26 protein-coding genes are annotated in these 19,562 nt (G+C 64.0%); all 26 read left to right on the top strand.

Annotated elements, in window-relative coordinates; all coding sequences use genetic code 11:
- Positions 1–93: 93 nt before the first annotated feature.
- The 26 genes from N7650_RS14860 to N7650_RS14735 all read left to right on the top strand — a co-directional run bounded on the left by N7650_RS14860 (position 94) and on the right by N7650_RS14735 (position 19,561).
- Positions 94–651, top strand: coding sequence for a terminase small subunit (locus N7650_RS14860; RefSeq protein WP_279898856.1), 558 nt, complete (start codon positions 94–96; stop codon positions 649–651).
- Positions 611–2,695: a terminase gpA endonuclease subunit gene (locus N7650_RS14855; RefSeq protein ID WP_347815652.1), complete on the top strand. Its 2,085-nt coding sequence runs from the start codon at positions 611–613 to the stop codon at positions 2,693–2,695. Before N7650_RS14860 ends, N7650_RS14855 begins: the two co-directional genes overlap by 41 nt.
- Positions 2,692–2,904, top strand: coding sequence for a hypothetical protein (locus N7650_RS14850; RefSeq protein ID WP_279898855.1), 213 nt, complete (start codon positions 2,692–2,694; stop codon positions 2,902–2,904). The genes N7650_RS14855 and N7650_RS14850 overlap by 4 nt, the downstream gene beginning before the upstream one ends.
- On the top strand, positions 2,901–4,520 hold the full coding sequence (locus N7650_RS14845) for a phage portal protein (protein ID WP_279898854.1): 1,620 nt from the start codon (positions 2,901–2,903) through the stop codon (positions 4,518–4,520). The genes N7650_RS14850 and N7650_RS14845 overlap by 4 nt, the downstream gene beginning before the upstream one ends.
- Positions 4,517–5,917, top strand: coding sequence for a S49 family peptidase (locus N7650_RS14840; RefSeq protein ID WP_279898853.1), 1,401 nt, complete (start codon positions 4,517–4,519; stop codon positions 5,915–5,917). Before N7650_RS14845 ends, N7650_RS14840 begins: the two co-directional genes overlap by 4 nt.
- On the top strand, positions 5,917–6,282 hold the full coding sequence (locus N7650_RS14835; protein ID WP_279898852.1) for a DUF2190 domain-containing protein: 366 nt from the start codon (positions 5,917–5,919) through the stop codon (positions 6,280–6,282). The genes N7650_RS14840 and N7650_RS14835 overlap by 1 nt, the downstream gene beginning before the upstream one ends.
- A gap of 36 nt (positions 6,283–6,318) precedes the next feature.
- On the top strand, positions 6,319–7,263 hold the full coding sequence (locus N7650_RS14830) for a phage capsid protein (protein ID WP_279898851.1): 945 nt from the start codon (positions 6,319–6,321) through the stop codon (positions 7,261–7,263).
- A 107-nt stretch (positions 7,264–7,370) separates the two neighbouring features.
- Positions 7,371–7,745: a hypothetical protein gene (locus tag N7650_RS14825; RefSeq protein ID WP_279898849.1), complete on the top strand. Its 375-nt coding sequence runs from the start codon at positions 7,371–7,373 to the stop codon at positions 7,743–7,745.
- A complete protein-coding gene (locus tag N7650_RS14820; protein WP_279898847.1) occupies positions 7,726–8,376 on the top strand; it encodes a hypothetical protein in 651 nt (216 codons plus the stop codon). The genes N7650_RS14825 and N7650_RS14820 overlap by 20 nt, the downstream gene beginning before the upstream one ends.
- A 37-nt stretch (positions 8,377–8,413) precedes the next feature.
- A complete protein-coding gene (locus N7650_RS14815) occupies positions 8,414–8,929 on the top strand; it encodes a hypothetical protein (protein ID WP_279898845.1) in 516 nt (171 codons plus the stop codon).
- Positions 8,907–9,479, top strand: a complete 573-nt coding sequence (locus N7650_RS14810) for a phage baseplate assembly protein V (RefSeq protein ID WP_279898844.1) — start codon at positions 8,907–8,909, stop codon at positions 9,477–9,479. The genes N7650_RS14815 and N7650_RS14810 overlap by 23 nt, the downstream gene beginning before the upstream one ends.
- A gap of 8 nt (positions 9,480–9,487) precedes the next feature.
- Entirely contained in the window at positions 9,488–9,850 is a 363-nt protein-coding gene (locus N7650_RS14805; protein ID WP_279898842.1) for a hypothetical protein, read from the top strand.
- Positions 9,837–10,673 carry a baseplate J/gp47 family protein gene (locus N7650_RS14800; RefSeq protein ID WP_279898841.1) on the top strand — a complete coding sequence of 279 codons (837 nt, stop codon included), beginning with the start codon at positions 9,837–9,839 and terminating at the stop codon, positions 10,671–10,673. Before N7650_RS14805 ends, N7650_RS14800 begins: the two co-directional genes overlap by 14 nt.
- The gene (locus N7650_RS14795; protein ID WP_279898840.1) at positions 10,670–11,404 is read left to right on the top strand and encodes a phage tail protein I; all 735 of its coding nucleotides are present in this window, start codon (positions 10,670–10,672) and stop codon (positions 11,402–11,404) included. The genes N7650_RS14800 and N7650_RS14795 overlap by 4 nt, the downstream gene beginning before the upstream one ends.
- Positions 11,401–11,934: a phage tail protein gene (locus N7650_RS14790; RefSeq protein WP_279898838.1), complete on the top strand. Its 534-nt coding sequence runs from the start codon at positions 11,401–11,403 to the stop codon at positions 11,932–11,934. Before N7650_RS14795 ends, N7650_RS14790 begins: the two co-directional genes overlap by 4 nt.
- Positions 11,935–11,942: 8 nt before the next feature.
- A complete protein-coding gene (locus N7650_RS14785; RefSeq protein WP_279898837.1) occupies positions 11,943–12,311 on the top strand; it encodes a hypothetical protein in 369 nt (122 codons plus the stop codon).
- Complete coding sequence (locus N7650_RS14780) at positions 12,304–12,615, top strand: hypothetical protein (protein WP_279898836.1); 312 nt, start codon at positions 12,304–12,306, stop codon at positions 12,613–12,615. The genes N7650_RS14785 and N7650_RS14780 overlap by 8 nt, the downstream gene beginning before the upstream one ends.
- Positions 12,616–12,617: 2 nt before the next feature.
- On the top strand, positions 12,618–12,974 hold the full coding sequence (locus tag N7650_RS14775; protein ID WP_279898835.1) for a hypothetical protein: 357 nt from the start codon (positions 12,618–12,620) through the stop codon (positions 12,972–12,974).
- Between the two features lie 2 nt (positions 12,975–12,976).
- Complete coding sequence (locus N7650_RS14770) at positions 12,977–13,756, top strand: phage tail protein (protein ID WP_279898834.1); 780 nt, start codon at positions 12,977–12,979, stop codon at positions 13,754–13,756.
- A gap of 2 nt (positions 13,757–13,758) precedes the next feature.
- Positions 13,759–14,061, top strand: coding sequence for a hypothetical protein (locus N7650_RS14765; RefSeq protein ID WP_279898833.1), 303 nt, complete (start codon positions 13,759–13,761; stop codon positions 14,059–14,061).
- A gap of 77 nt (positions 14,062–14,138) precedes the next feature.
- A complete protein-coding gene (locus N7650_RS14760; RefSeq protein ID WP_279898832.1) occupies positions 14,139–15,281 on the top strand; it encodes a phage tail sheath C-terminal domain-containing protein in 1,143 nt (380 codons plus the stop codon).
- Between the two features lie 12 nt (positions 15,282–15,293).
- Positions 15,294–15,809, top strand: a complete 516-nt coding sequence (locus N7650_RS14755) for a phage major tail tube protein (protein WP_279898831.1) — start codon at positions 15,294–15,296, stop codon at positions 15,807–15,809.
- A 40-nt stretch (positions 15,810–15,849) separates the two neighbouring features.
- On the top strand, positions 15,850–16,101 hold the full coding sequence (locus tag N7650_RS14750) for a phage tail assembly protein (protein ID WP_279898830.1): 252 nt from the start codon (positions 15,850–15,852) through the stop codon (positions 16,099–16,101).
- Positions 16,102–16,121: 20 nt separating this feature from the next.
- Positions 16,122–16,262 (top strand): GpE family phage tail protein, encoded by a 141-nt coding sequence (locus N7650_RS14745; RefSeq protein ID WP_279898889.1) that lies wholly within the window; start codon positions 16,122–16,124, stop codon positions 16,260–16,262.
- Positions 16,263–16,322: 60 nt separating this feature from the next.
- The gene (locus N7650_RS14740; protein WP_279898829.1) at positions 16,323–19,091 is read left to right on the top strand and encodes a phage tail tape measure protein; all 2,769 of its coding nucleotides are present in this window, start codon (positions 16,323–16,325) and stop codon (positions 19,089–19,091) included.
- Positions 19,092–19,129: 38 nt separating this feature from the next.
- A complete protein-coding gene (locus N7650_RS14735; protein ID WP_279898828.1) occupies positions 19,130–19,561 on the top strand; it encodes a phage tail protein in 432 nt (143 codons plus the stop codon).
- Position 19,562 lies beyond the last annotated feature (1 nt).

The raw sequence follows: 19,562 nt of genomic DNA, 5'->3' as shown, positions 1-19,562 counted from the left end.
CCTTGATATTGTTAGCGCGAGGTGCGCCGAACCAGAAGGGCAAGGTGGACATGGAGGCCACTTGCTTGGCCATCCCTTCGCCCTGGTTGCCCTATGCCGCTGATTCTCAACAAACGCGAGTTCGCTGAAGCGCGCGACGTGTCTGAACGGACGGTCACGCGCTGGCTCGCTGAGGGCTTGCCGGCTGAGGGTAGCGGCAAGCGGGGTGACCCGATGCGTATCAACCTTGCCCAGGCGATTGCATGGGAGGTTGACCGGGAGGTAAGCCGGCAGATCGGCGAGGGGCGCGCCGATGAAGGTGAGCAGACGACAAAGGCCGAGGAAGAGCTGCGCACGATCCGGGCGAACCGGAAGGTCCGCGAAGCAGAAGCTGAGCTGCGCGCGCTGGAGCTGGGCGAAAAGAAGAAAAACCTGATCGATATCGACCTGGTGGAGCAGACCCTGGTCGCCGCCTTCACCCAGTTAGCGCAGATCCTGCGTCCTGTCGGGCGCAAGGTGGTGCCCAAGGTCTTCACTGCCCGCAATGAGGCCGAGGGCCTGAGAATTTTTGACGACGAACTGACGCGGTCCATGGTCGTCGCAGCTGACATGATCGAGGCCTTGAGTATCCATGCCCTACCGTCTGAAGAGGTTGATGGGCCGGATAGCTAAGGTCCTTCGGCCGCCGCCTCTGCGTGCTGCCTGGCGATGGGCCGACGACAAGCGCGTATTACCGCCGGGTAGTCCAGAGCCTGGTCCGTGGATCAGCCGCCGGGCGCCTTGGGTGAAGGGCATCACTGAAGCCATCCGCGACCCCATGTACCGGATGGTTTGCGGGGTGATGGGCGCGCAGATGTCGAAGACCGACGGCGTGCTGCTGAACTCGGTCGGCTGGCGGATGGACGACGACCCGGGTCCGGTGCTTTACATCGGCCCGACCCGCAAGAACGTCGAGTCGGTCAGCGTCGACCGCCTGAGCAAGCTGCTGCGTTCGGTGCCTTCGCTGTTCGAAGGCCTGGCCAAGGGCAAGAAAGACAAGATCAGTGAGAAGTTCATCAACGGCCAGCGCCTGGGTTTCGGCTGGGCAGGATCGGCGACCGAGCTGGCATCGCACCCTTCGCGCGATGTGTTCATCGACGAGCGGGACCGTATGGGCAACAACGTCGGTGGGGAGGGCGATCCGGTCACTCTGGCGGACGCGCGGATTTCGAACTACATCGACGGCAACGTCACTGTCGTGTCGACCCCGACCTACGGCGCCGTTGCAACCGAAGCGGACGAGAACGGTCTGGAGCGCTGGCAGGTGTCCAAGGAGGTCAACTCTCCTATCTGGCAACTGTGGCAGCAGGGCACGCGGCATGAGTGGGCATGGCCTTGTCCGCACAAGGGCTGCAACCGGTACTTTGTACCTCGGTTTTCAACGCTGTTCATCCCTGACGGCGCCACTCCCAAGCAGGCTCTGAAGGAAGCCCGGCTGTTCTGCCCGCACTGCGGGGACATGATCGAGGAAGGCTCGAAGGAGTGGATGAACGACCGCGGGGTCTTCATCGCCCCGGACCAGCACCTGGTCGGCTTCATCGACGACGAGGCCGAGGAACAAGACAACGGCGCCGTCATCGAGCAGGACGGCGAGCAGCACCTGGTGGGGTTCGGCTTGTACCTGTCGCCGGTGGAGGCCGACACCTCGGCCACGTTCTGGGTGTCGGGGCTCTGCTCGCCCTGGCAGACCTTCGGCCAGCGTGCCCGCAAGTACGTTGCGGCGCTGCTGTCGGGTGCTCCGGGGCAGATCCAGGCCGCGATCAACACCGCCTTTGGCGAGTTGTACATGGTCAAGGGCGAGGCGCCGGAGTGGCAGCGTGTCGCTGCGCTGCGCCGGCCATACGCCTTTGGCGAGGTGCCGCGCGGGGTGCAGCTGATCGTCGTCGGCGTCGACGTGCAGGGCGACCGCCTGGTCTACGTGGTGCGTGGCTTCGGCTACAACCTGTCGTCCTGGCTGATCGAGCACGGCGAGATATGGGGCGACACCGAGCAGGAGCAGGTGTGGCACGACCTGGGCGAACTCCTGGAAACGACCTACGAGGGGCGTCCCATCATGCGGATGCTCATCGACTCCGGCTACAAGCCCGGCGGCAAGGCCAACCCAGTGCACATGGTCTACCAGTTCTGCCGTCGCTACTACGGCCGTGCCGTGCCGACAAAGGGCCGACAGCAGCAGGACAAGCCCTACAAGTTCGCCGACGTGGATCAAAAGGGCCACGAGCGCCAGCCGCTGAAGCTGATGCTGATTCACACCGACCACTTCAAGAGCTGGGTGCACTCGCGCATTGAGTGGCCCGTGGAGCATGCCGGTGCCTGGTTCATTTCTCAGGATGCCAGCGACGACTACTGCCAGCAGGTGGTGGCCGAGGCGCGATTGGTGACCCAGGCCGGCCGCGTGTTCTGGCACAAGCTGCGCACCGACAACCACTACTTCGACGCCGAAGTGCTGGCCACCGCGGCGGCGCATCTGGAGCAGGCACACCGCCTGCAGCGAACAGGTGACGAAATGCTCGACGTTCCCAACGACGACAAGAGCGCGGCGCAAGCCGATGAAGCGCCGGCGGCGCCTGCGGGCACTGGCGGCAAACAGAAATCCAAGCCCCCATCGGAACCGGCTCCGCCGGCACCCAGGCGCAAGAAGCGTCGACGGGGCGCAGTGAGCGAGTGCGAACTATGAGAAACCGTCGAGCAGTCCTTGCCGAGATTGGCGCCATTGATCGGGCTATCTCGGCGGTGCTGGAGGGCGGCCAGAATGTCGAGGTGACCACGGCGGCTGGCACGCGCAAGGTGCAGATGGCTGACCTGAAGACGCTGTACGCGCAGCGCGACCGCCTCCGGCGCAGCCTGCGCGGCGGGCCAGTGGCGCGACAAGGAGTGCCGATATGAGCCGGAACATCTTCGACAGGTTCGTCGGTTACTTCTCGGCGTCGGCGGCCTTGGATCGGGCGAGGGACCGCTTGAGCCTGGATGCGCTGGATTCCTTCGCCGGCGCATCGAAAAGCCGGCCTGCGCTCAAATCGTGGTTCACCTCTCGCAAGGACGCCGATGGCGACCTCAACCCTGAGCTGGCCACGCTGCGCTCGCGGTCGCGTGACCTGGAGCGGAACAACCCGATCGCTCACGGCGCGATCAAGACGAAGACGGTCTACGTGATCGGTACCGGGCTTCGCCCTGAGCCGAGCATCGACGCCGAGTTCCTGGGCCTGACCTCCGAGCAGGCCGACCAGTTGCAAAAGCAGATCCTGCGCGAATTCAACCTGGCCGCCGACTGTCTGGAGGCCGACGCAGCACGGCGCAAGACCTTCTACCAGAAGCAGGCCGAGCTGTTTCACAGTGCCCGGGTCAACGGCGACGCCTTTATGGTACTGCCGCACTTCGAGCGTGAAGGATCGCAGTACGCCACGCGGTTCCAGTCGGTTGAGTCGGACCGGGTCTGCAACCCGCAGAACAAGCCGGACAGTGACAAACTGTCGAGTGGCTTTGAGCTGGATGAGCACGGCGCCGCGGTTGCTGTGCACATCCTGCAGGTCAACCCGACGCGCCGCTTTCTACTGTCGAAGGCGACCTGGCAGCGGCTGCCGCTCTTCGGTGAGCTGGGCCGGCGCAATGTGCTTATCCACTCGAACCACAACATGAGAGCCGATCAGACCCGGGGCATTCCTGATCTCGCCCCGGTGATCGAGGTGATCAAGCAGGCCGGCCGCTATATCGACGCCGAGTTGATGGCGTCGGTGATCAGTTCGAAGTTCACCGTCTTCATCAAGTCCGACCGGGACGACGGTGGTGCCGGTGGTGCTTATGCACCGGGCGGTGGTATGGGCGCCGGCGCTGCCGAGGATGATGACGATGACGAAGAGCCCCGCGACCTGCGCCTGGGTGATGGTCTGGTGTACGAGCTGGACAAGGGCGAGAGCATCGAAACCGCCAACCCAGGGCGCCCGAACGCTGCATTCGACCCCTTCGTCACCGCGCTGTGGCGGATGATCGGCGGCGCTATCGGCGTGCCATTCGAGGTTCTGATCAAGCACTTCACGGCCAGTTACTCGGCCAGCCGGGCTGCGCTACTGCAGTTCGCCCATTACATCGCCGTCGACCGCGCCAACTTCGTGGTGGACATCTGCCAGCCGTATTACGAAACGGTGATCGCCGAGGCCGTAGCGAAGGGGCGTTTGAGACTGCCGGGCTTCTTCCAGAACCCGATGGTTCGCCGGGCTTACTGCCAGGCGCTGTGGCACGGACCGAACCTCGGCGAACTGGACGAGCTGAAGGCGGCGAATGCCGCGGAGAAGCGCCTAAAGATCGGCATCACCACGCATGAGCGCGAATCCCGGCACCTGCTTGGCATGAGCTGGACGCAGCTGAATGCGCGGCGGGTGATCGAGGAACGCCACAAGTTCAAGACGGCCCCGACCAACGATCCGCCGGACACCGGCGACAACGACGACGAAGGCCCCGAAGGCATCCGCCAACGGGGCCTTCCTTTGCCAGGGGACAACCGATGAAAAGACTGCTGGCTTTGCAGTTTCTCGCCTCTCAGGCGTGGGCTCTGCCGCCGAGCATGCTTGCAGATATGGAGGCCATCGCTCGGCGGGAGCTGCAAGCGGGGCGCCTGGAGGCCCTGACCACGCGCGACGGTGAGTCGCTGAGCGCTGCACCCGCGGTCGAGACGCGCGACGGCGTCGCGCTGATCAAGGTGCGCGGGGTGGTGTCGCGCTATGCCAGCTGGATGCACGACATCTGCGGCGGTACCTCAACCGAGGCGCTGGCCAAGTCGCTGAGCGCAGCGATTGAAGACACCAAGGTGCGAGCTGTCGTGCTCTGGATCGACTCCCCAGGCGGCCAGGTCAACGGCCTCAACGAAATGGCGGAATTGATCTACCAGTCGCGGGGCGCCAAGCGGATCGTCGCCTACGTGGGCGGTCAGGCCTGTTCGGCTGCGTACTGGATGGCGTCCGCCTGCTCCGAGGTGGTGATCGACGCCACTGCCGAGCTGGGCTCTGTGGGCACTGTCGCGGGCTTCCGCATTCAGCCGCAGGAGGGCGAGCAGCGTATCGAGATCGTGTCCAGCAACGCGCCCAACAAGCGCCTGGACCCGACAACCGACGCCGGCAAGTCCGCCGTCCAGACCATCGTCGACGACCTCGAAACCGTCTTCATCGACGCGGTCAGCCGAAACATGGGGGTTGCCCGCGACAAGGTGCTGGCCGACTTCGGCCGGGGCGGCACGTTCATCGGCGCGAAGGCCGTTCAGCAAGGAATGGCACACCGCCTCGGCAGCCTGGAAGGGCTTATCGCCGAGCTGGGCGGCCGCCAGTCCCGACCACTTTTTCAAACCCGGGCGTCCACCGCCTCGACTCAAACCCAAGGAGCAACCATGCCTCTGACTATCGCCGAAGGGGCGACCGCGGCCGCTGTCGCCGCAGCCCTGCAAACGCAACACCCCGACGCCTATGCGGCGATTGCTGCAACGGGCAGCGCCGACAAGGCCACCGCCGTGGAGGCGGCCCGTAAAGAGGCGCACGCCGCCGGCCGCCAGGAGGGGATCGCCGAGGGCATCGCCGCCGAGACCCAGCGCGTAGCCGCGGTATTTGCCGTCAGCCTGCCTGGCCACGAAGAGCTGATCCAGACCCTGGCGCTCGACGGCAAGACCACCGGTGGCGAGGCGGCAGCGCAGATCATCGCCGCCGAGAAGAAAGGCGGCAGCGACTACCTGCATGCCGCAGCCAACACCGACGCCAACAAAGTCCAGGGCGGGCAGGAAAGCCAGACCGGTAAGAGCGCCATCGACGCGCGCGCTCTGGCCGCCGAAGCCCGCGCCCTGGTTGATGCCGAGGCGGCCAAGGGCAACAAAATCACCATTTCCGCAGCCGTGCGGATGATCCAAGGGGGCAAGTCCTGATGAGCCGTCAATACATCGAAAGTCGTCGCGCTGCGGCTGACGTAGAGCCGTATCGCATCGTCGCCTACGACCGTGAAGGCGAATTCGCTCAGGCGACCGGTGGCGGTCCCGGGGCTCCAGCGCTGATGGGAATCACCACCAGCATGGGTGCGGTTGCCGGCACCGTCTGCGATGTGATTCGCAGCGGTCCGGCCGAGTTGGAGTATGGCGGTTCGGTGAACTACGGCGATCCGCTGACCGCCGATGTCGAAGGGCGCGCCGTGGTAGCTGTCCCGACTGAGCCATTCATCGCGCGCGCCGACGAAGCCGGCACTGCAGGCGTCATCGGCCGCGTCTTCATTGAGCGCGGTGTGCTTCTTCCGTAATCGAACTTTCCGCCCTGAGCTAGGAGCAACGACAACATGCCTGCACCGTTTCCCGTAGATCCCGTCCGCACGGGTATCGTCATCGCCTACCGAAACGACAAGCTGATCGCCGACCAGGTGATGCCTCGCACGCCCGTCGACGGCGAGCTGTTCAAGTGGTCGGAGTACGACAAGGCCGAGCGCATGACCCACATCGACACCGAAATCAGCCGCAAAGGTGCGGCCAAGGAAGTCGAGTTCGGCGCGACCGAAAAGAACGCCTCGACCGCTGACCACGGCCTGGATGATGTGGTCCCCCAAAGCGACATCGACAAGGCCGCGGCCGGCAATTCCGGTTACGACCCGCTCGACCACGCTTCTGAAGCGCTGACCGATCTGATCCTGCTCGATCGTGAGGTGCGCACCGCGCGGATCGTCTTTGACCAGAAAAACCATGCCCATGGCCGCGCCCTGACGGCAGCGGAGCGTTTCAGCAACCGCGACGCTGACCTGCTCGCTTTCCTGCTGGAGCAGCTGGACAAGCCGCTGATGCGCCCGAACACCCTAACCATCGGCCGCGCCGAGTGGACGCAACTGCGCGTCAACCGCTCGATGGTGGCGGCGGCGCATGGCAACAGCGGTGACAAGGGTGTGGTGAGCCTGGCCCAGATGCTGGAGCTGCTGGAGCTCGACAACATCTTCATCGGCGAGAGCCGGGTGAACATCGCCAGGAAGGGCAAGCCAGCCGAGGTGGCGCGGGTGTGGGCCGGTCACGCCGCGTTCACCTACCTTGCGCCGAACGTGTCGGTGCCGAGCGGGACCCTGACCTGGGGCGCAACCCCGCAGTTCGAAGACCGCTTCGCCGCCACCTGGTACGACGAAAAGGTCGGCTTGAAGGGCGGCTACCGCCTGCGCGTGGGTGAGCAGGTGAAAGAGCTGGTGATTGCCAAGGAGTGCGGCCTGCTGCTGCGCGATGTGATCACCGCACCTGTCGGCGACTGATTCGCCGCGCCGCGCAAGTGAACGTGACGCCCCGCCCAGCGCGGGGCTTTTTGCAGCCGAAAGCCCGCCCGTGTTGACGGGCTTTCGCATGCGAAAAGGGGAAGAACATGAGCCGATTCGACATTGTCGACCGCACCATGCTGATCTGCGCAGATACCACCGTTCAGGTGGTGACGGCTGCGGGTGACCGCTTCGACGTTGACGGCATTTTCGATAACGCCGAAGTCGATATCTCGCACAAGCGTGAGGGGAGCACCGGCGCCGGCGGGATTAACTTCAAGCACCGACAGCCAGTGTTCACCACGGCAGACAAGCGGGTGACCGGCATCGACAAGCAATGGCGCCTGATCGTCAAGGGCGAATCCTACTTCTGCCCCGAGCCCTATTCGGACGGGGCGGGCTGGGTCACCTTGTGGCTGGCGCGCAGCGTGGGCGACCTCACGCAAGAGGAGGCAGTGCAGGGTGGCAACGTCTGGCGTTAGTTTTCAACTGAGCTTTGCCCGCGAGATCACCCGCGTGACGGCGCAGATCCAGGCCACGCCCGAGCAGGTGCAGAAGGCGGGCGTCAGGGCCCGAGCGAAGACCATGCGCTGGCTGTCGACGCGCATGTCGCGCGATATCAGCCAGAGCCTGCGGGTACCGCAGCGGTCGCTCAAGAGCCGCTGGAGCGTGACCACGGCGGGGAAGGGGAACGATCAGGTGTCGATTCTCTGGTTCGGTACCGTGCCCCTGGCGGCCGAGCAAGCCGGCCGACCTCGGCAAGGAAAGCGCGGCACCAGTGTTGCCGGCCGCCGCTTCGACGGTGCCTTCCACCGTGCGGTCTACGACGGCACGCCGCGGGTCTGGATTCGCAAAAGCCGCGCAGCGGCGCTCGGCCTGGAGTTGCCGTCCATGAGCCGCAAGAAGGGCGGCGGCGACTGGCGCTTCCTGGAGTACGGCGGAGCCAACGACAGCAGCAACCACGGCCGATTTCCGGTGATGCGGGTCGGGATCGAGCTGGAGGAACTGGCCGGCGAAGTGTTTCGCCGCTATGAGCGCTTGGCTCTCGCGCGGTTCGCCGAGCTGATCGAGCAGGAAATCAACTACGCGGTGAACCATGAGCGAAAACGCTGAAAGTCTGGAAGACCTGGGCCCCCTGCACGACTCCATCATGACGTCCATTCGAGAGCGGTTCGGCGCGCGACTGAAGAACGTCGCCGAGTATGACCCCATCGCTGGCAAGGGGCAGACGATCGTCACCCCGGCCGTGCTGCTGGAGCTGGTCGAGATCCGCCCGGCGGGCGGCGTCACCGGTGGGCGCACTCCGCTTGAGCTAAACATGTCGGCGCACTGCGTGCTAAGCGCTGCGACCGACAACGTGCAGCGCGAGATCCGCAACTTCGCCGCGCAGCTGCTGTGCCTAGTGGACGGTAACCGCTGGGGTCTGGGCAGCGCCGTGACCCGTGCGGGGGATCTGGAGGCCTTCCCCGGCATGTTCGCCCCCGGCGAAAAGGGCTTCGAAAGCTGGGTCGTGAACTGGAAGCAAACCGTTCACCTGGGCAGCGTCTGGAGCCTGCCGCCCGAAGCCTTGCCCCAGACGGTCTGGGTAGGACATGCGCCGAACATCGGCCCCGGCCACGAAAGCAACTACGAGAAGGTGACCGATGGATCTGCTGGCCAGGGTTGAAGAGCTGGAGCGCCGCATGGCGCAAATGGTGGTCAGAGGCAAGATCGTCGAGGTTGATCCAACCCAGCACGCGGCGCGGGTCGAGTACGGCCCCAACATGACGACCGGCTGGCTGCAATGGAAGCCGGTGCGGTCCGGCAAGGCGATTGTCTGGTGGGTGCCCGAGGTCGGCGAGGGCGTCACCGTGATCAGCGAGGGCGATCTGGCCCTGGGCGAGATTCTGCCCGGCAGCTATCACAAGGACTTTGCCGCGCCATCCACTGACCCCGATGTCTTCCTTGTCCAATACGGTGACGGGAGCCAGGTGGCGTATGACCGCAATGCGCACCTGTACACCCTGGACTTGCCGGCCGGCGGACGGGTCGAGCTTGTGGCTCCTGGCGGCTTCAAGCTGACCGGAGACACGAAAATCGAAGGCACTCTGCACGTCACCAAGAACATCAAGGGCGACGCCGAGATTGGCGACAAGGTCCGCAACATGAGCGCCGACCGCCTGCTGTACAACGCGCACAAGCACGGCAACAGCCCGCCACCAGAACCCCAGCAGTAGAGATTCCTATGAGAAGTGGAACCGACCGGATCACGGGGCGCCTGATCACGGGCGTTCCCTATCTGTGGCAGCGGCTCAGCGACGTCATCAGCACGCCGGTGGGCGCGTTGGTGGGGCGCCGCGACTTCGGCTCGCGGCTGTTCGAAATCCTCGACCGCAACGTCGACGGCGACTTCTTCATGGATGCCTTCGTGCGCTTGGCCGAGGCAGTCAACAACAAGGCCAACGGCCTCGACGATTTCCGGTTGTCGACCATGCGGATCGAAAAGCCGGCCACAAACCATATCGAGCTGTTCATCGCCGGCGACCTGCTGGTCGATGGTGTGCGGGTCGGTGTTGAACTGGAGCCCATCAGCTATGGACGGGGTTAACCTGGCGCTGCTGCCGCCGCTGACGGTGATCAAGCAGCTGAGCCATGAAGAAATTGTGCAGGCCATTGCCACGGCCGCTGGGCTGGAGAATGCCAGCCCGGCCGACCCGGCATTCCGCGTTGCGCTGGCCTGTGCTTATCGCGAGCTGATGGTGCGGCAGGACAGCAACGAGCAGGCCCGCGGGCTCCTGCTGGCCTTCGCGGTCGGCGCGCAACTGGATCACTTGGGTGTGACCTACTACCAGCACCCCGACGGCGCCCCGGTCCTACGCCTGGATGGCGAGCAGGATGACGCCTATCGGGCACGCCTCCAAGCCTCGGTTGAGGGGTTGTCGGTGGCGGGCCCCGACGGTGCCTACGTGTTCGGCGCAACGAGCGCGCACCCTGACGTGAAAGATGCCAGAGTGCACAGCCCGGAGCCCGTAGAGGTTGAGTTGTACGTCCTCAGCAGGCAGGGCACGGGAGTGCCGAGTGCTGAACTGCTGGAGGCCGTGCAGTTGTACATGGCTCCACGCCGGCCATTGACCGATCTGCTGCGCGTGCTGCCCGCCCAGGTAGTGAGTTACAGCGTGGCGGCATCGTTGATCATCCGTAGCGGCCCCGACCCTGAGCTGGTGCGCCAGGCTTCCGAGGCCGGCGGCCTGACCTATGTCCGCCGGCAGCACCGCCTGAAAGGTCGTGTCGTGGAGTCGGCGCTGCATGCGGCCATGACGGTGGAAGGGGTAGAAGAGGTCCACCTGAGCAACTGGGCCGACGTTGTCTGCTCCGTCCAGCAGGCGCCGTTCTGTGAGGCGCTGTCGGCGACCATCGGGGGTTACCTGTGAGCAGCAGCATTCTGCCGGCGAACCTTGCCGACCTTGAGCGCGACCTGGACGCCGCGCTGGCCCGCATCGGCGATGTTGAGATTCCTATTTCACTGCTGTGGGACCCGTGGCTGTGCCCCCTCGATGTGTTGCCCTACCTGGCCTGGGCTGTTTCGGTGGACATGTGGCGCTCGGCTTGGACCGAGCAGACCAAGCGCCGGGTGGTTGCCGGCAGCCTGGGCCTGCATCGGATCAAAGGCACGCGGCCGGCGGTGGTGCAGGCACTGCAGGCGATCGGGGTGACGGCGGACCTGACCGAGTGGTTCGAAGAGTCACCGCCGGCACGCCGCGGCACGTTCAGCCTGACGGCCTGGGCAAACGACAACCTCAGCTCTGGGCAGCGTGGGTTCCTCAGTGAGGCCCTGTACGACCAGCTGATAGCGGCCGTCAACAACGCCAAGAACACGCGCTCGCACTTCAGCTTCAACGTCGGTGCCAGGTTCACCCCGACGCCGCTGGCCGTGGCCGGCACGCTTGACGGCGCCGCCGTGGGCCGGGTCGATGCCGTGGTCCAGCAGCAGGTCAGGGCCGGTGGTGGCGTGGTCGCCGGGGCGACCCAGCAGACGGCCGCGGTTGGTCGATGCGAGGCCCGCCTTGGCGTGGACACAGATCTGTCACCAGCGCCGCTGGTGGCGGGCTCAGGGATGTCAGCAGTCGCTGTTATCCGCGTATGTATGGAGGTGAGAGAGTGACTGAACCAATCGCGTTAATTCCGGTGATTACCCGGCAGGGGCTCGCGTCCGCCTGGACGGCCGACAGCACCGGGGTGGCCGCCAAGATCGTCGCCGTGGTGCTGGGTGACCAGGGCTACGCCCCGGACCGGGAACAGGCGGGCTTGCGCAATCCCTTGCTCCGGGTGCCTGTGGCCGACGGCCAGCGCGTCAGTGACACGCAGATTCATGTGTCTGCGGTGGTCGATGGCCCCCAGGCGTTCTGGGTGCGGGAAGTGGCCTTCGAGCTGGACAACGGCAAGGTGCTGGCCATCTGGTCTGATCCCAATGAGCCCCTGGCCTACAAGTCCGGCCGATTCAACTTCCTGATCGGCTTCGACCTGGTGCTGGATGCGCTGCCGGTTGGCTCGGTGACGGTGGTCAGCACCGGGGCCAACCTGTCGCTGGCCGCCTGGGGCGAGCAGTACATTTCCAACGCCGCCGCCACGGTGGCCAACATGGCCCGCCACGTGCGGCTTCTGCTGGGCGTGACCACTCCCTGCAAGCAATAGGAGCGCATATGGCTGGCAGCGATCTGGAAATTGTCGCCGGTACCACGTTTGCGTTCTCTGTGGCCTGGCAGCAGAAAGACGGCGCGCAACTGAGTGCCGTCGACATCACCGGTTGTTCGGCGCGCTTCCAGGTTCGGGACGCAAAGAGTGATCAGCTGCTGATCGACGCCGGTACTGGTGGGCGAGGGGTGGAGATACCAACCGGCACTGATGGCGTTATCAACGTCTCGATCAGTCCTGGCGTGACGCGCGCGATCAAGCCGAGGTCCTTGGGCGCGGCAGTCTATGAGCTGCGTGTCTACTTCCCCTCCGGCGAGGTGTATCCGGTGCTTCCGCCAGGATTGGCGGTGATCACCCAGGGGGTGATCCGTGATTAGCCCGCAGGCTGAAATCATCTTGTCCCGACCGGTCACCCGGGTTGCGACGTTGACCCAAGACGGTCGAACCGCCCAGGTCACGGTCCAGCCTGCGTCCCGATTCTATGTTGTCGCCGCTGGCCGCCAAGGTCCTGTCGGGCATCTTTCCGAAGGCGCGGCGCGCAGTGTCGAGCAGGCCGAGCGCGCGGCCCTGCAGGCGGTCGAGCTGGTACAGGCAACCGCAGTGGCGCTTGATGATCTGGTTCAGCGCCTGGAAAGCACATTCGAATATCACGCCGGGGCTATCGCGGCGCAGCAGAGGTAGTAATGGCGATTTCTTTCGACGGGCTTATCGCCACGGTCAACCGGCTACTTGGCTCGATTGATGGCAAGTTGCGAAACAAGCCGGACAGATCCGAGGCGGTAACGCCGGCACAACTTGCGCAGGGCCTGCAGGAGCTCAAGCAACAACTGGTCGCCGGCGCGCCGGAAGCGCTGGACCAACTGGCGGAGTTTGCAAACGCCATGAACAACGTCCCGGACTTCGGGAAGAACGTCCTCCGGCTTCTATCAGAGAAGGCCGGGGCTAACGAACTGCGTGAGCTGGAGCTGCTGCTGGAGAACGGTTTTTCTCGCTTGGCCGCTGCGTTTGAAGCTGCCGCAGTCAATATCAACGGGGAGTAGATATGTCTCTTGAAAGTGCTGTGCAGGACCTGGTGGTCGCATCCAATAAGCTGACCACTGCGGTCGATGAAAAAATTACCAAGATCGATGCCCGCGTTGATAAAGAGGCGGTTGATTTCGCGGCTTGGCGGCAGATGGTCCAGGCCAAGGATATCAATGGTCGCGCATCGTACACGCAGGTCATCGACCTGACCGGCTTGTCGACGAATATCTTTTATCCGGTGTGGTGGATGATGCCCGGCAACGAAGAGGGTGAAACCGAGATTGTCATTTCACGGCTCTTTTCTCGGGATTCGGATTTGAGCCCTTACGGTCCTGGTGTGGTGCATATCGCGGGCCTCAATCTTCAGCTTGAGGGTTGCGGTTTTCCATGGAACGGAGATGCGAATTACCTCGCTATCAAGCGTGTTTCGCAAACCTATCGGGAAACTGTCCGGCAAATTCGCTTCGGCATGATGTCCATTGTCCGAAAAGTGACGGGTACCAAACCTCTCTACTTCGGTGCAGTTGAGGGGGCGATCAGTGACTGTTCTGTGGCTTCTGGGTGCTACTTGCGGGGCGGCCTCAGTTATAACGTGACGAGGTCGTTTGCTGGGCCAATTCATTACAGCCGTTTGGATAAAGAGGTGCTTATCCAGGAAGTTATTGGCACTGATGCCGAAATCGCCTACTACGTTAAGCCCTATCAGGCAACCGATCCGGTCCTGGGTTCGACCTACGAAGAGAGCAGGATCGCTTACACGCAGGATCTCGATAAGCGATTCGCGGCGAAAGGAGCATAACCATGGCGACCTCAATTTCAAAACTGACCCTGCTGAACGGGGAAGAACTCATCAATGTGCCTGGTGATGTTTCTGTGCTTGTTTCGCTCGGCTTCACCGAGCACCGCGCAAAAGAGCTAATTGCCATAGCCCAGAAGGAAGCCGAACTGACCTTCCAGGTAGCAGCTCGGCGAGCTGCGTATGTAGCGGAGGCCGACCCGCTGTTCTTGGAGTGGCAGTACGACGAAACGCCCGAGAAGGAAAAGGCGTGGCGCGACAAGGTCGCCGAGATCAAAGCGCGCTACCCACTGCCAGAACGCACCTGAACCCGACCGCGAAAGCGGTTTTTTTTCGTCTTGAACAAGCCCCCGCCCTGGGGGCTTCTTATTTGGAGAGCATGCCCATGGCAGCGGATTACTTGCACGGCGTCGAGCAATACTTTCTCGACGATGAGGGGCGCCCCATCGAGATCCTGGCCGCCTCGACCATAGGCCTGATCGCGACGGCGGACGATGCCGACCCCACGGTCTTCCCGTTGAACACCCCGACGCTGTGCAACAGCGACAAGCTGCTGGCCAAGGCCGGCACCACCGGTACGCTGCGTAACGCCCTGTCGGACATCTACACCCAGGCCGGCGCCGTGGTGGTGGTTGTGCGGGTGGAAAGCGACGAAGACCCCGAGGAGCAGCTGGCCCATGTGGTCGGCAGTATCGACAACGAAACCGGCAAATACACCGGGTTGAAGGCGCTGCTGGCTGCCGAGTCGCTGGTGGGCGTACGCCCGCGGCTCATCATTGCGCCGGAGTTCAGCCACCTGCTCGGCGTCGGTGCCGCGATGGAGACAGTCGCGAAGAAGCTGAACGCGCTGCCAATCATCGACGGCACCGAGTCCGGCTACAGCAACGTGATCGACGAGTGCGCCCAGTTCAAGGAAGCGATCTTCGTCAACGCCGGCATCAAGCTCCTGGACGAGAAAACCGGCCTGATCGTGACCCGCAAGGCGTCGGCGACGGTTGCCGGCCACATGGTCCGCGTCGACAACGATGAGGGCTACTGGAACAGCCCGTCGAGCCGGAAGATTCTCAACATCGTCGGCACCTCGGAGGTGATCGATCACGCGATCGGCAGCACCACCAGCAAGGCCAACCTCTACAACAGCAAGAACGTGGTGGTGATCGTCAACCAGCAGGGCGGCTGGTTCCTCTACGGCAACCGCCTGGCCAACGGCGCGATGATCCCGCACCAGCGCATTCGCTACATCGTCGGCGACTCGATCCTGTACGCGCACCAGGAACTGTGCGACCGCAACGCCACCGGTGGCTATGTCAGCGGTGTGAAGAACCGCGTGAACAAGCTGCTGCGCCGCCTCAAGAGCCGCGAGGTGATCAGCGGCGGCGAGTGCTGGGTGGACAAGGAGCTGAACACCGCCGCCATTGGCACCGGCCAGGTCTATTGGGACTACGACCTGGGCCTGTACGACGTGGCCGAGCGCCTGACTTTCCGTCAGCACATCTCGACCAAATACAACGAATCCATTTTCGAGTAAGGAGGCCAGGTCATGGCCGGTGCAAAGCTGCCGTCGATTCTTGTCGACATCAACACGTTCCTGAAGGACGAGTCCTTCGCCGGGCGTGCCAACACCGTCACCTTGCCCAAGGTGGTGATCAAGACCATGGACATGGTCATGGCCGGCGTTGCCGGCGACATGGAGCGCGACCTGGGGCGCCTTGAGAAGCTGGAATCGGAAATCACCATCTCCGACTACAGCGACAAGGTGGTCGACCTGGTCGGCTCCCGCGAGAGCCGCGACGAGGTGCTGGAGCTGCGCGGCGCGGTCGACCGCGACGGCCAAATCAAGACCGTGGTGGTTCGTCTGCAGGGCTACTGGAAGTCCACCGAGTTCAACGAATGGGCGCCTGAGAAAGAGTCGACGATGAAGTTCGCGGTCGCCGTCGAGCTGTTCCATTTCGAAATGGACGGCAAAGAGCTGATCTACATCGACAAGCTCAACAACGAATTCCGCGTCAACGGCAAAGACCGGAACAAAGAAATCCGCACCGCGCTGGCCCAGTAGGGCCGGCGTTTCACGCACCTGAATTCAAGGACCTGACCCCATGAGCAAGACCGTAACCCTGACCCGTCCCCTGAAGCGCGGCGACCAAGAGATCACCGAGGTGACGCTGCGCGAGCCCAGTGCGGGCGAGCTGCGCGGCCTGGAAATGTTCGACGTGATCCGCATGGGCGTGAACGCCCATCGCACCCTGGTCCCGCGCATTTCCAACATCACCGCCAACGAATTCGACGCCCTGGCGCCGCGCGACCTTCTGTCGGTGAACACCGAGGTGGTGGGTTTTTTCACGGAATAACGGCGGTACCGCGCGACGTGATGGAGGCCGAGGCCGATATCTTCCTGGTCTTCACCGGCTGGGACGCGCTGACCACCCAGGGCATGCGCCTTGAAGAGCTGATGCGCTGGCACGCCATCGCGCTGGAGCGCTACGAGCAAGGCAAAGCCGGACAGTCCTGACGGGCGTCCGGCCTTTTTTTGGAGGGCGACATGTCGAGCTCTATGCGGTTGAACCTGATCATGGGCCTGATCGACAAGATCACCGGCCCGATACAGAAGGTGACCAGCGAAACCGACCGGATGGGCGAGCGGGTCAAGAAGACCCAGACCGCACTCAACCAGCTGGGCAATAACGCCAAGGACATCGAGCACCTGCGCGCCCTGCAGGAGCGTAGCGGGCGCACGAGCAGCGCCTTGCAGGAGGCGCAAGCGAAGGCCAGGGCCCTGGCTTTGGAAATGAAGGCGACGGCCGACCCGACCCAGAAGTTGTCGGCAGCGTTCGACCGCGCGACCTCTCAGGTTCGCCGGCTGCAGGAGCAGCAGCAGGCTGAGCGCCTGGAGCTGCAGCAGACCACAGGACGGCTCAAGGAGGCCGGGGTGTCGACGCAGCGCCTGGATGAAGCCACGCGGCGCATCGCCGTCGAGACCAAGCGCTACAACGAGCAGCTGGCCAAGGAGCAAAAGGCGCTCGACCGGGTGGCCGAGAAACAGAAGCATCTGGCCGACATCAAGCAGCGCAACAGCGACATGAAGATGGATGCCATGGGTGACGCGCTGGGTGTTGGTGCGGCGATCCTGGGTGCCAAGAAGCTGGTCGATGCCTACGGCGAGGTGGTGACCGCGCGCAATGACGGCCTTGCCCTGGGCCTTGACCAGGCGGGTATCGACTCCATCACCGCCAAGGCCAAGACGTTCTCCGACATGTGGTCGGGCACGACCCAGGCGGAATTCATTTCCGGCGCTGTCGAGATCAAGTCGGCCATCGACACGCTGGGAGCGGAAGCCATCGGCGACTTCACCAAGATCGCCGCCTTGGTCGCCAAGTCGACGAAGTCCACCACGAACGAAATGACCTCGTTGATGGCCACCGGCTACGGCGTGTACCGCCGGCAGTTCGACGAGTTCGGCAAGTCGGTCGTGTCTGGCTGGGACAAGATGGGGCAGGAAGAGCGCGACATCAAATTCGGCGAGTACTTCGCCGCCGGCCTGGTCGAGTGCGTGAACGTCTTCAAATCGGACGGTCAGCAGATGTCCGCGGCGCTGACGAACCTCGGCGCGACGGCGACTTCGGCCAACGTTTCCTTCGCCGAGCAACTGGCGATCCTCGGTCAGCTGCAGCTCACCATGTCCGGGTCGGAGGCGGCCACGAAATACCGGGCCTTCATCGGCGCGGCTGGCGGCGCGGCCAAGAAGCTCGGGCTCGACTTCACCGATGCGAACGACAATCTGAAGTCGATGCCGGAAATCCTCGAAGAGCTGAAAGACAAGTTCGGCGACACCTTGGACGCCGTCGAAACACAGAAGATGAAAGAGGCGTTCGGCACCGATGAGGCCATCGCCCTGATCCAGCTGCTGTACCCCGAAGTCGATTCGCTGAAGAAGAACATCGGCGGGATGCAGGAAGCGCTCAAGGGCGGCATGAGCACCACCCAGCGTATGGCCGAGATCATGAACAGCGGCCCGAGCGAGGCCTTCAAGCTGATGACCCAGCGCGTGCAGAACGCCTCGGTCAGCATCGGCGAGCAGTTGGCCCCGGCCCTGGTGCTGGGGGCCAACCTCATCGGTCAGCTGGCCCAGTTTGTCGGTTACCTGGCAGAGCAGTTTCCGTTCCTGTCGCAGGTGCTGGCCTTCGCGGCGGTGGGCCTGGTCGGCTTGAAGGTGGCGTCGATTGTCGCCCGGCTCAGCTTCGCGTTCTTCTCGGACGCGGTGATGCTCGCCAGCAAGACCCTTTCGTTCTTCACCCTGACGAACCTGCGGGCCCAGGCGGCGATGCTTGTGACGCGCATCCGAGCCCTGGCCGCCGGCGCTGCGCTTCTGCTGTTGGGCACGGCCGCACGAGCCTTCGCTGTCGGTGCCGCGATCATGACGGCGGCGCAGTGGGCACTCAACGTCGCCATGCTGGCCAACCCTATCGGCCTGGTCGTACTGGGCATCATGGCGTTGGTTGCCGTGGTTGCGGTGGTGGCCCGGTACTGGGCACCACTGGGCGCGTTCTTCAGCGACCTGTGGGGGCGCATCAAGGCGGTGTTCTCCGCAGCGTGGGGCGTCATCAAGGCGCTGCTGATGTGGACGCCACTGGGCATGCTGGTGCAGATGTGGGCGCCGCTGACCGAGTTCTTCAGCGGCATCTGGGCAGGCATCAAGGCTGTGTTCTCGTCGGCTTGGGAGTTCATCAAGGCGCTGATGAACTTCGCTTTTGTCTGGTCGGCGTACCTGGTGTGGGAGCCGCTTGTGGCCTTCTTCGCCGGCCTATGGGAGCGAGTCAAGACGGTGTTCTCGGCGGCCTGGGAGTTCATCAAGGCGCTGCTGATGTGGACGCCGCTCGGGCTGATCATCCAGGCGTGGGAGCCGCTGACCGAGTTCTTCGGCGGGCTGTGGGAGCGCATCAAAGGAGTGTTCGCCTCGGCCACCAGCTGGCTGACCGACAGCGTCTTGTCGCCCGTCAGGGCCATCATGGACACGATCAGCGGCCTATTCGGCGACGGCGTCGTGACGGTCACGCAGAAGATCGACGCCGCCACCGCTGCGGTCAATGGCGCGCTTCCACCCTCGCCAGATGGACCTGATCCCGTTGCTGCTCCTGGCGTGCCGGCAGCGGCTCCCGTGGGTACCGTGTCGTCGCCGGCTGGCCGGGCTGCAGCACCGCAGCAGGTCAACCAGTACGGCGGTATCAATGTTCAGGCTGCCCCGGGCATGTCCGAAGAAGAGGTCGCGAAGAAGGTCCGCGCCGAGCTGGATGCGCGCGACCGCGCCGCGGCCAACAAGCAGCGTGGCCGCCTGGGCGACTGATCGTACTGCCGCCTTCGGGCGGCTTTCTGGAGGGCTTCATGGCCGAAGTAATGATGGCGCTGGGCGACTTCCGCTTCAGCGTGACCACGGCCCAGTACCAGACGCTGTCGACCTCGATGTCGTGGCGCTGGGCGACCAAGGACCGCTACAAGCACAAGCCTGGCAAGCAGTTCCATGGGCCAGGCTCGTTCACCAAGAGCCTCGAAATCCTCGTGCTGCCGCAGAACCGGGCCGACGTGCAGCGCCTGGAGCGCTTGCGGCTCATGGCAGATGCCGGCAAGCCGTTGCGCCTGGTTTCGGGCGGTACCGCCCTGGTCGACGGCGAGCTGAAGCGCAGCGGCGCCGACCTCGGCCTGTGGGTGATCGAGTCGCTGAGCGTGGCCGACGAGCACTTCATGACCGACGGAACGCCGCTGGCACGGCGCGGCAGCCTGTCGATTTCAGAGTACGGCGATGATGAGGGAGGGTAGG

Origin of the sequence: Pseudomonas sp. GD04058, assembly GCF_029836855.1 — a bacterium.
In the GTDB taxonomy this organism is placed as follows: Bacteria; Pseudomonadota; Gammaproteobacteria; order Pseudomonadales; family Pseudomonadaceae; genus Aquipseudomonas; species Aquipseudomonas bharatica.
Note: the sequence above shows the minus strand (reverse complement) of the source record. Positions and strands in the feature narration are given on the sequence as shown.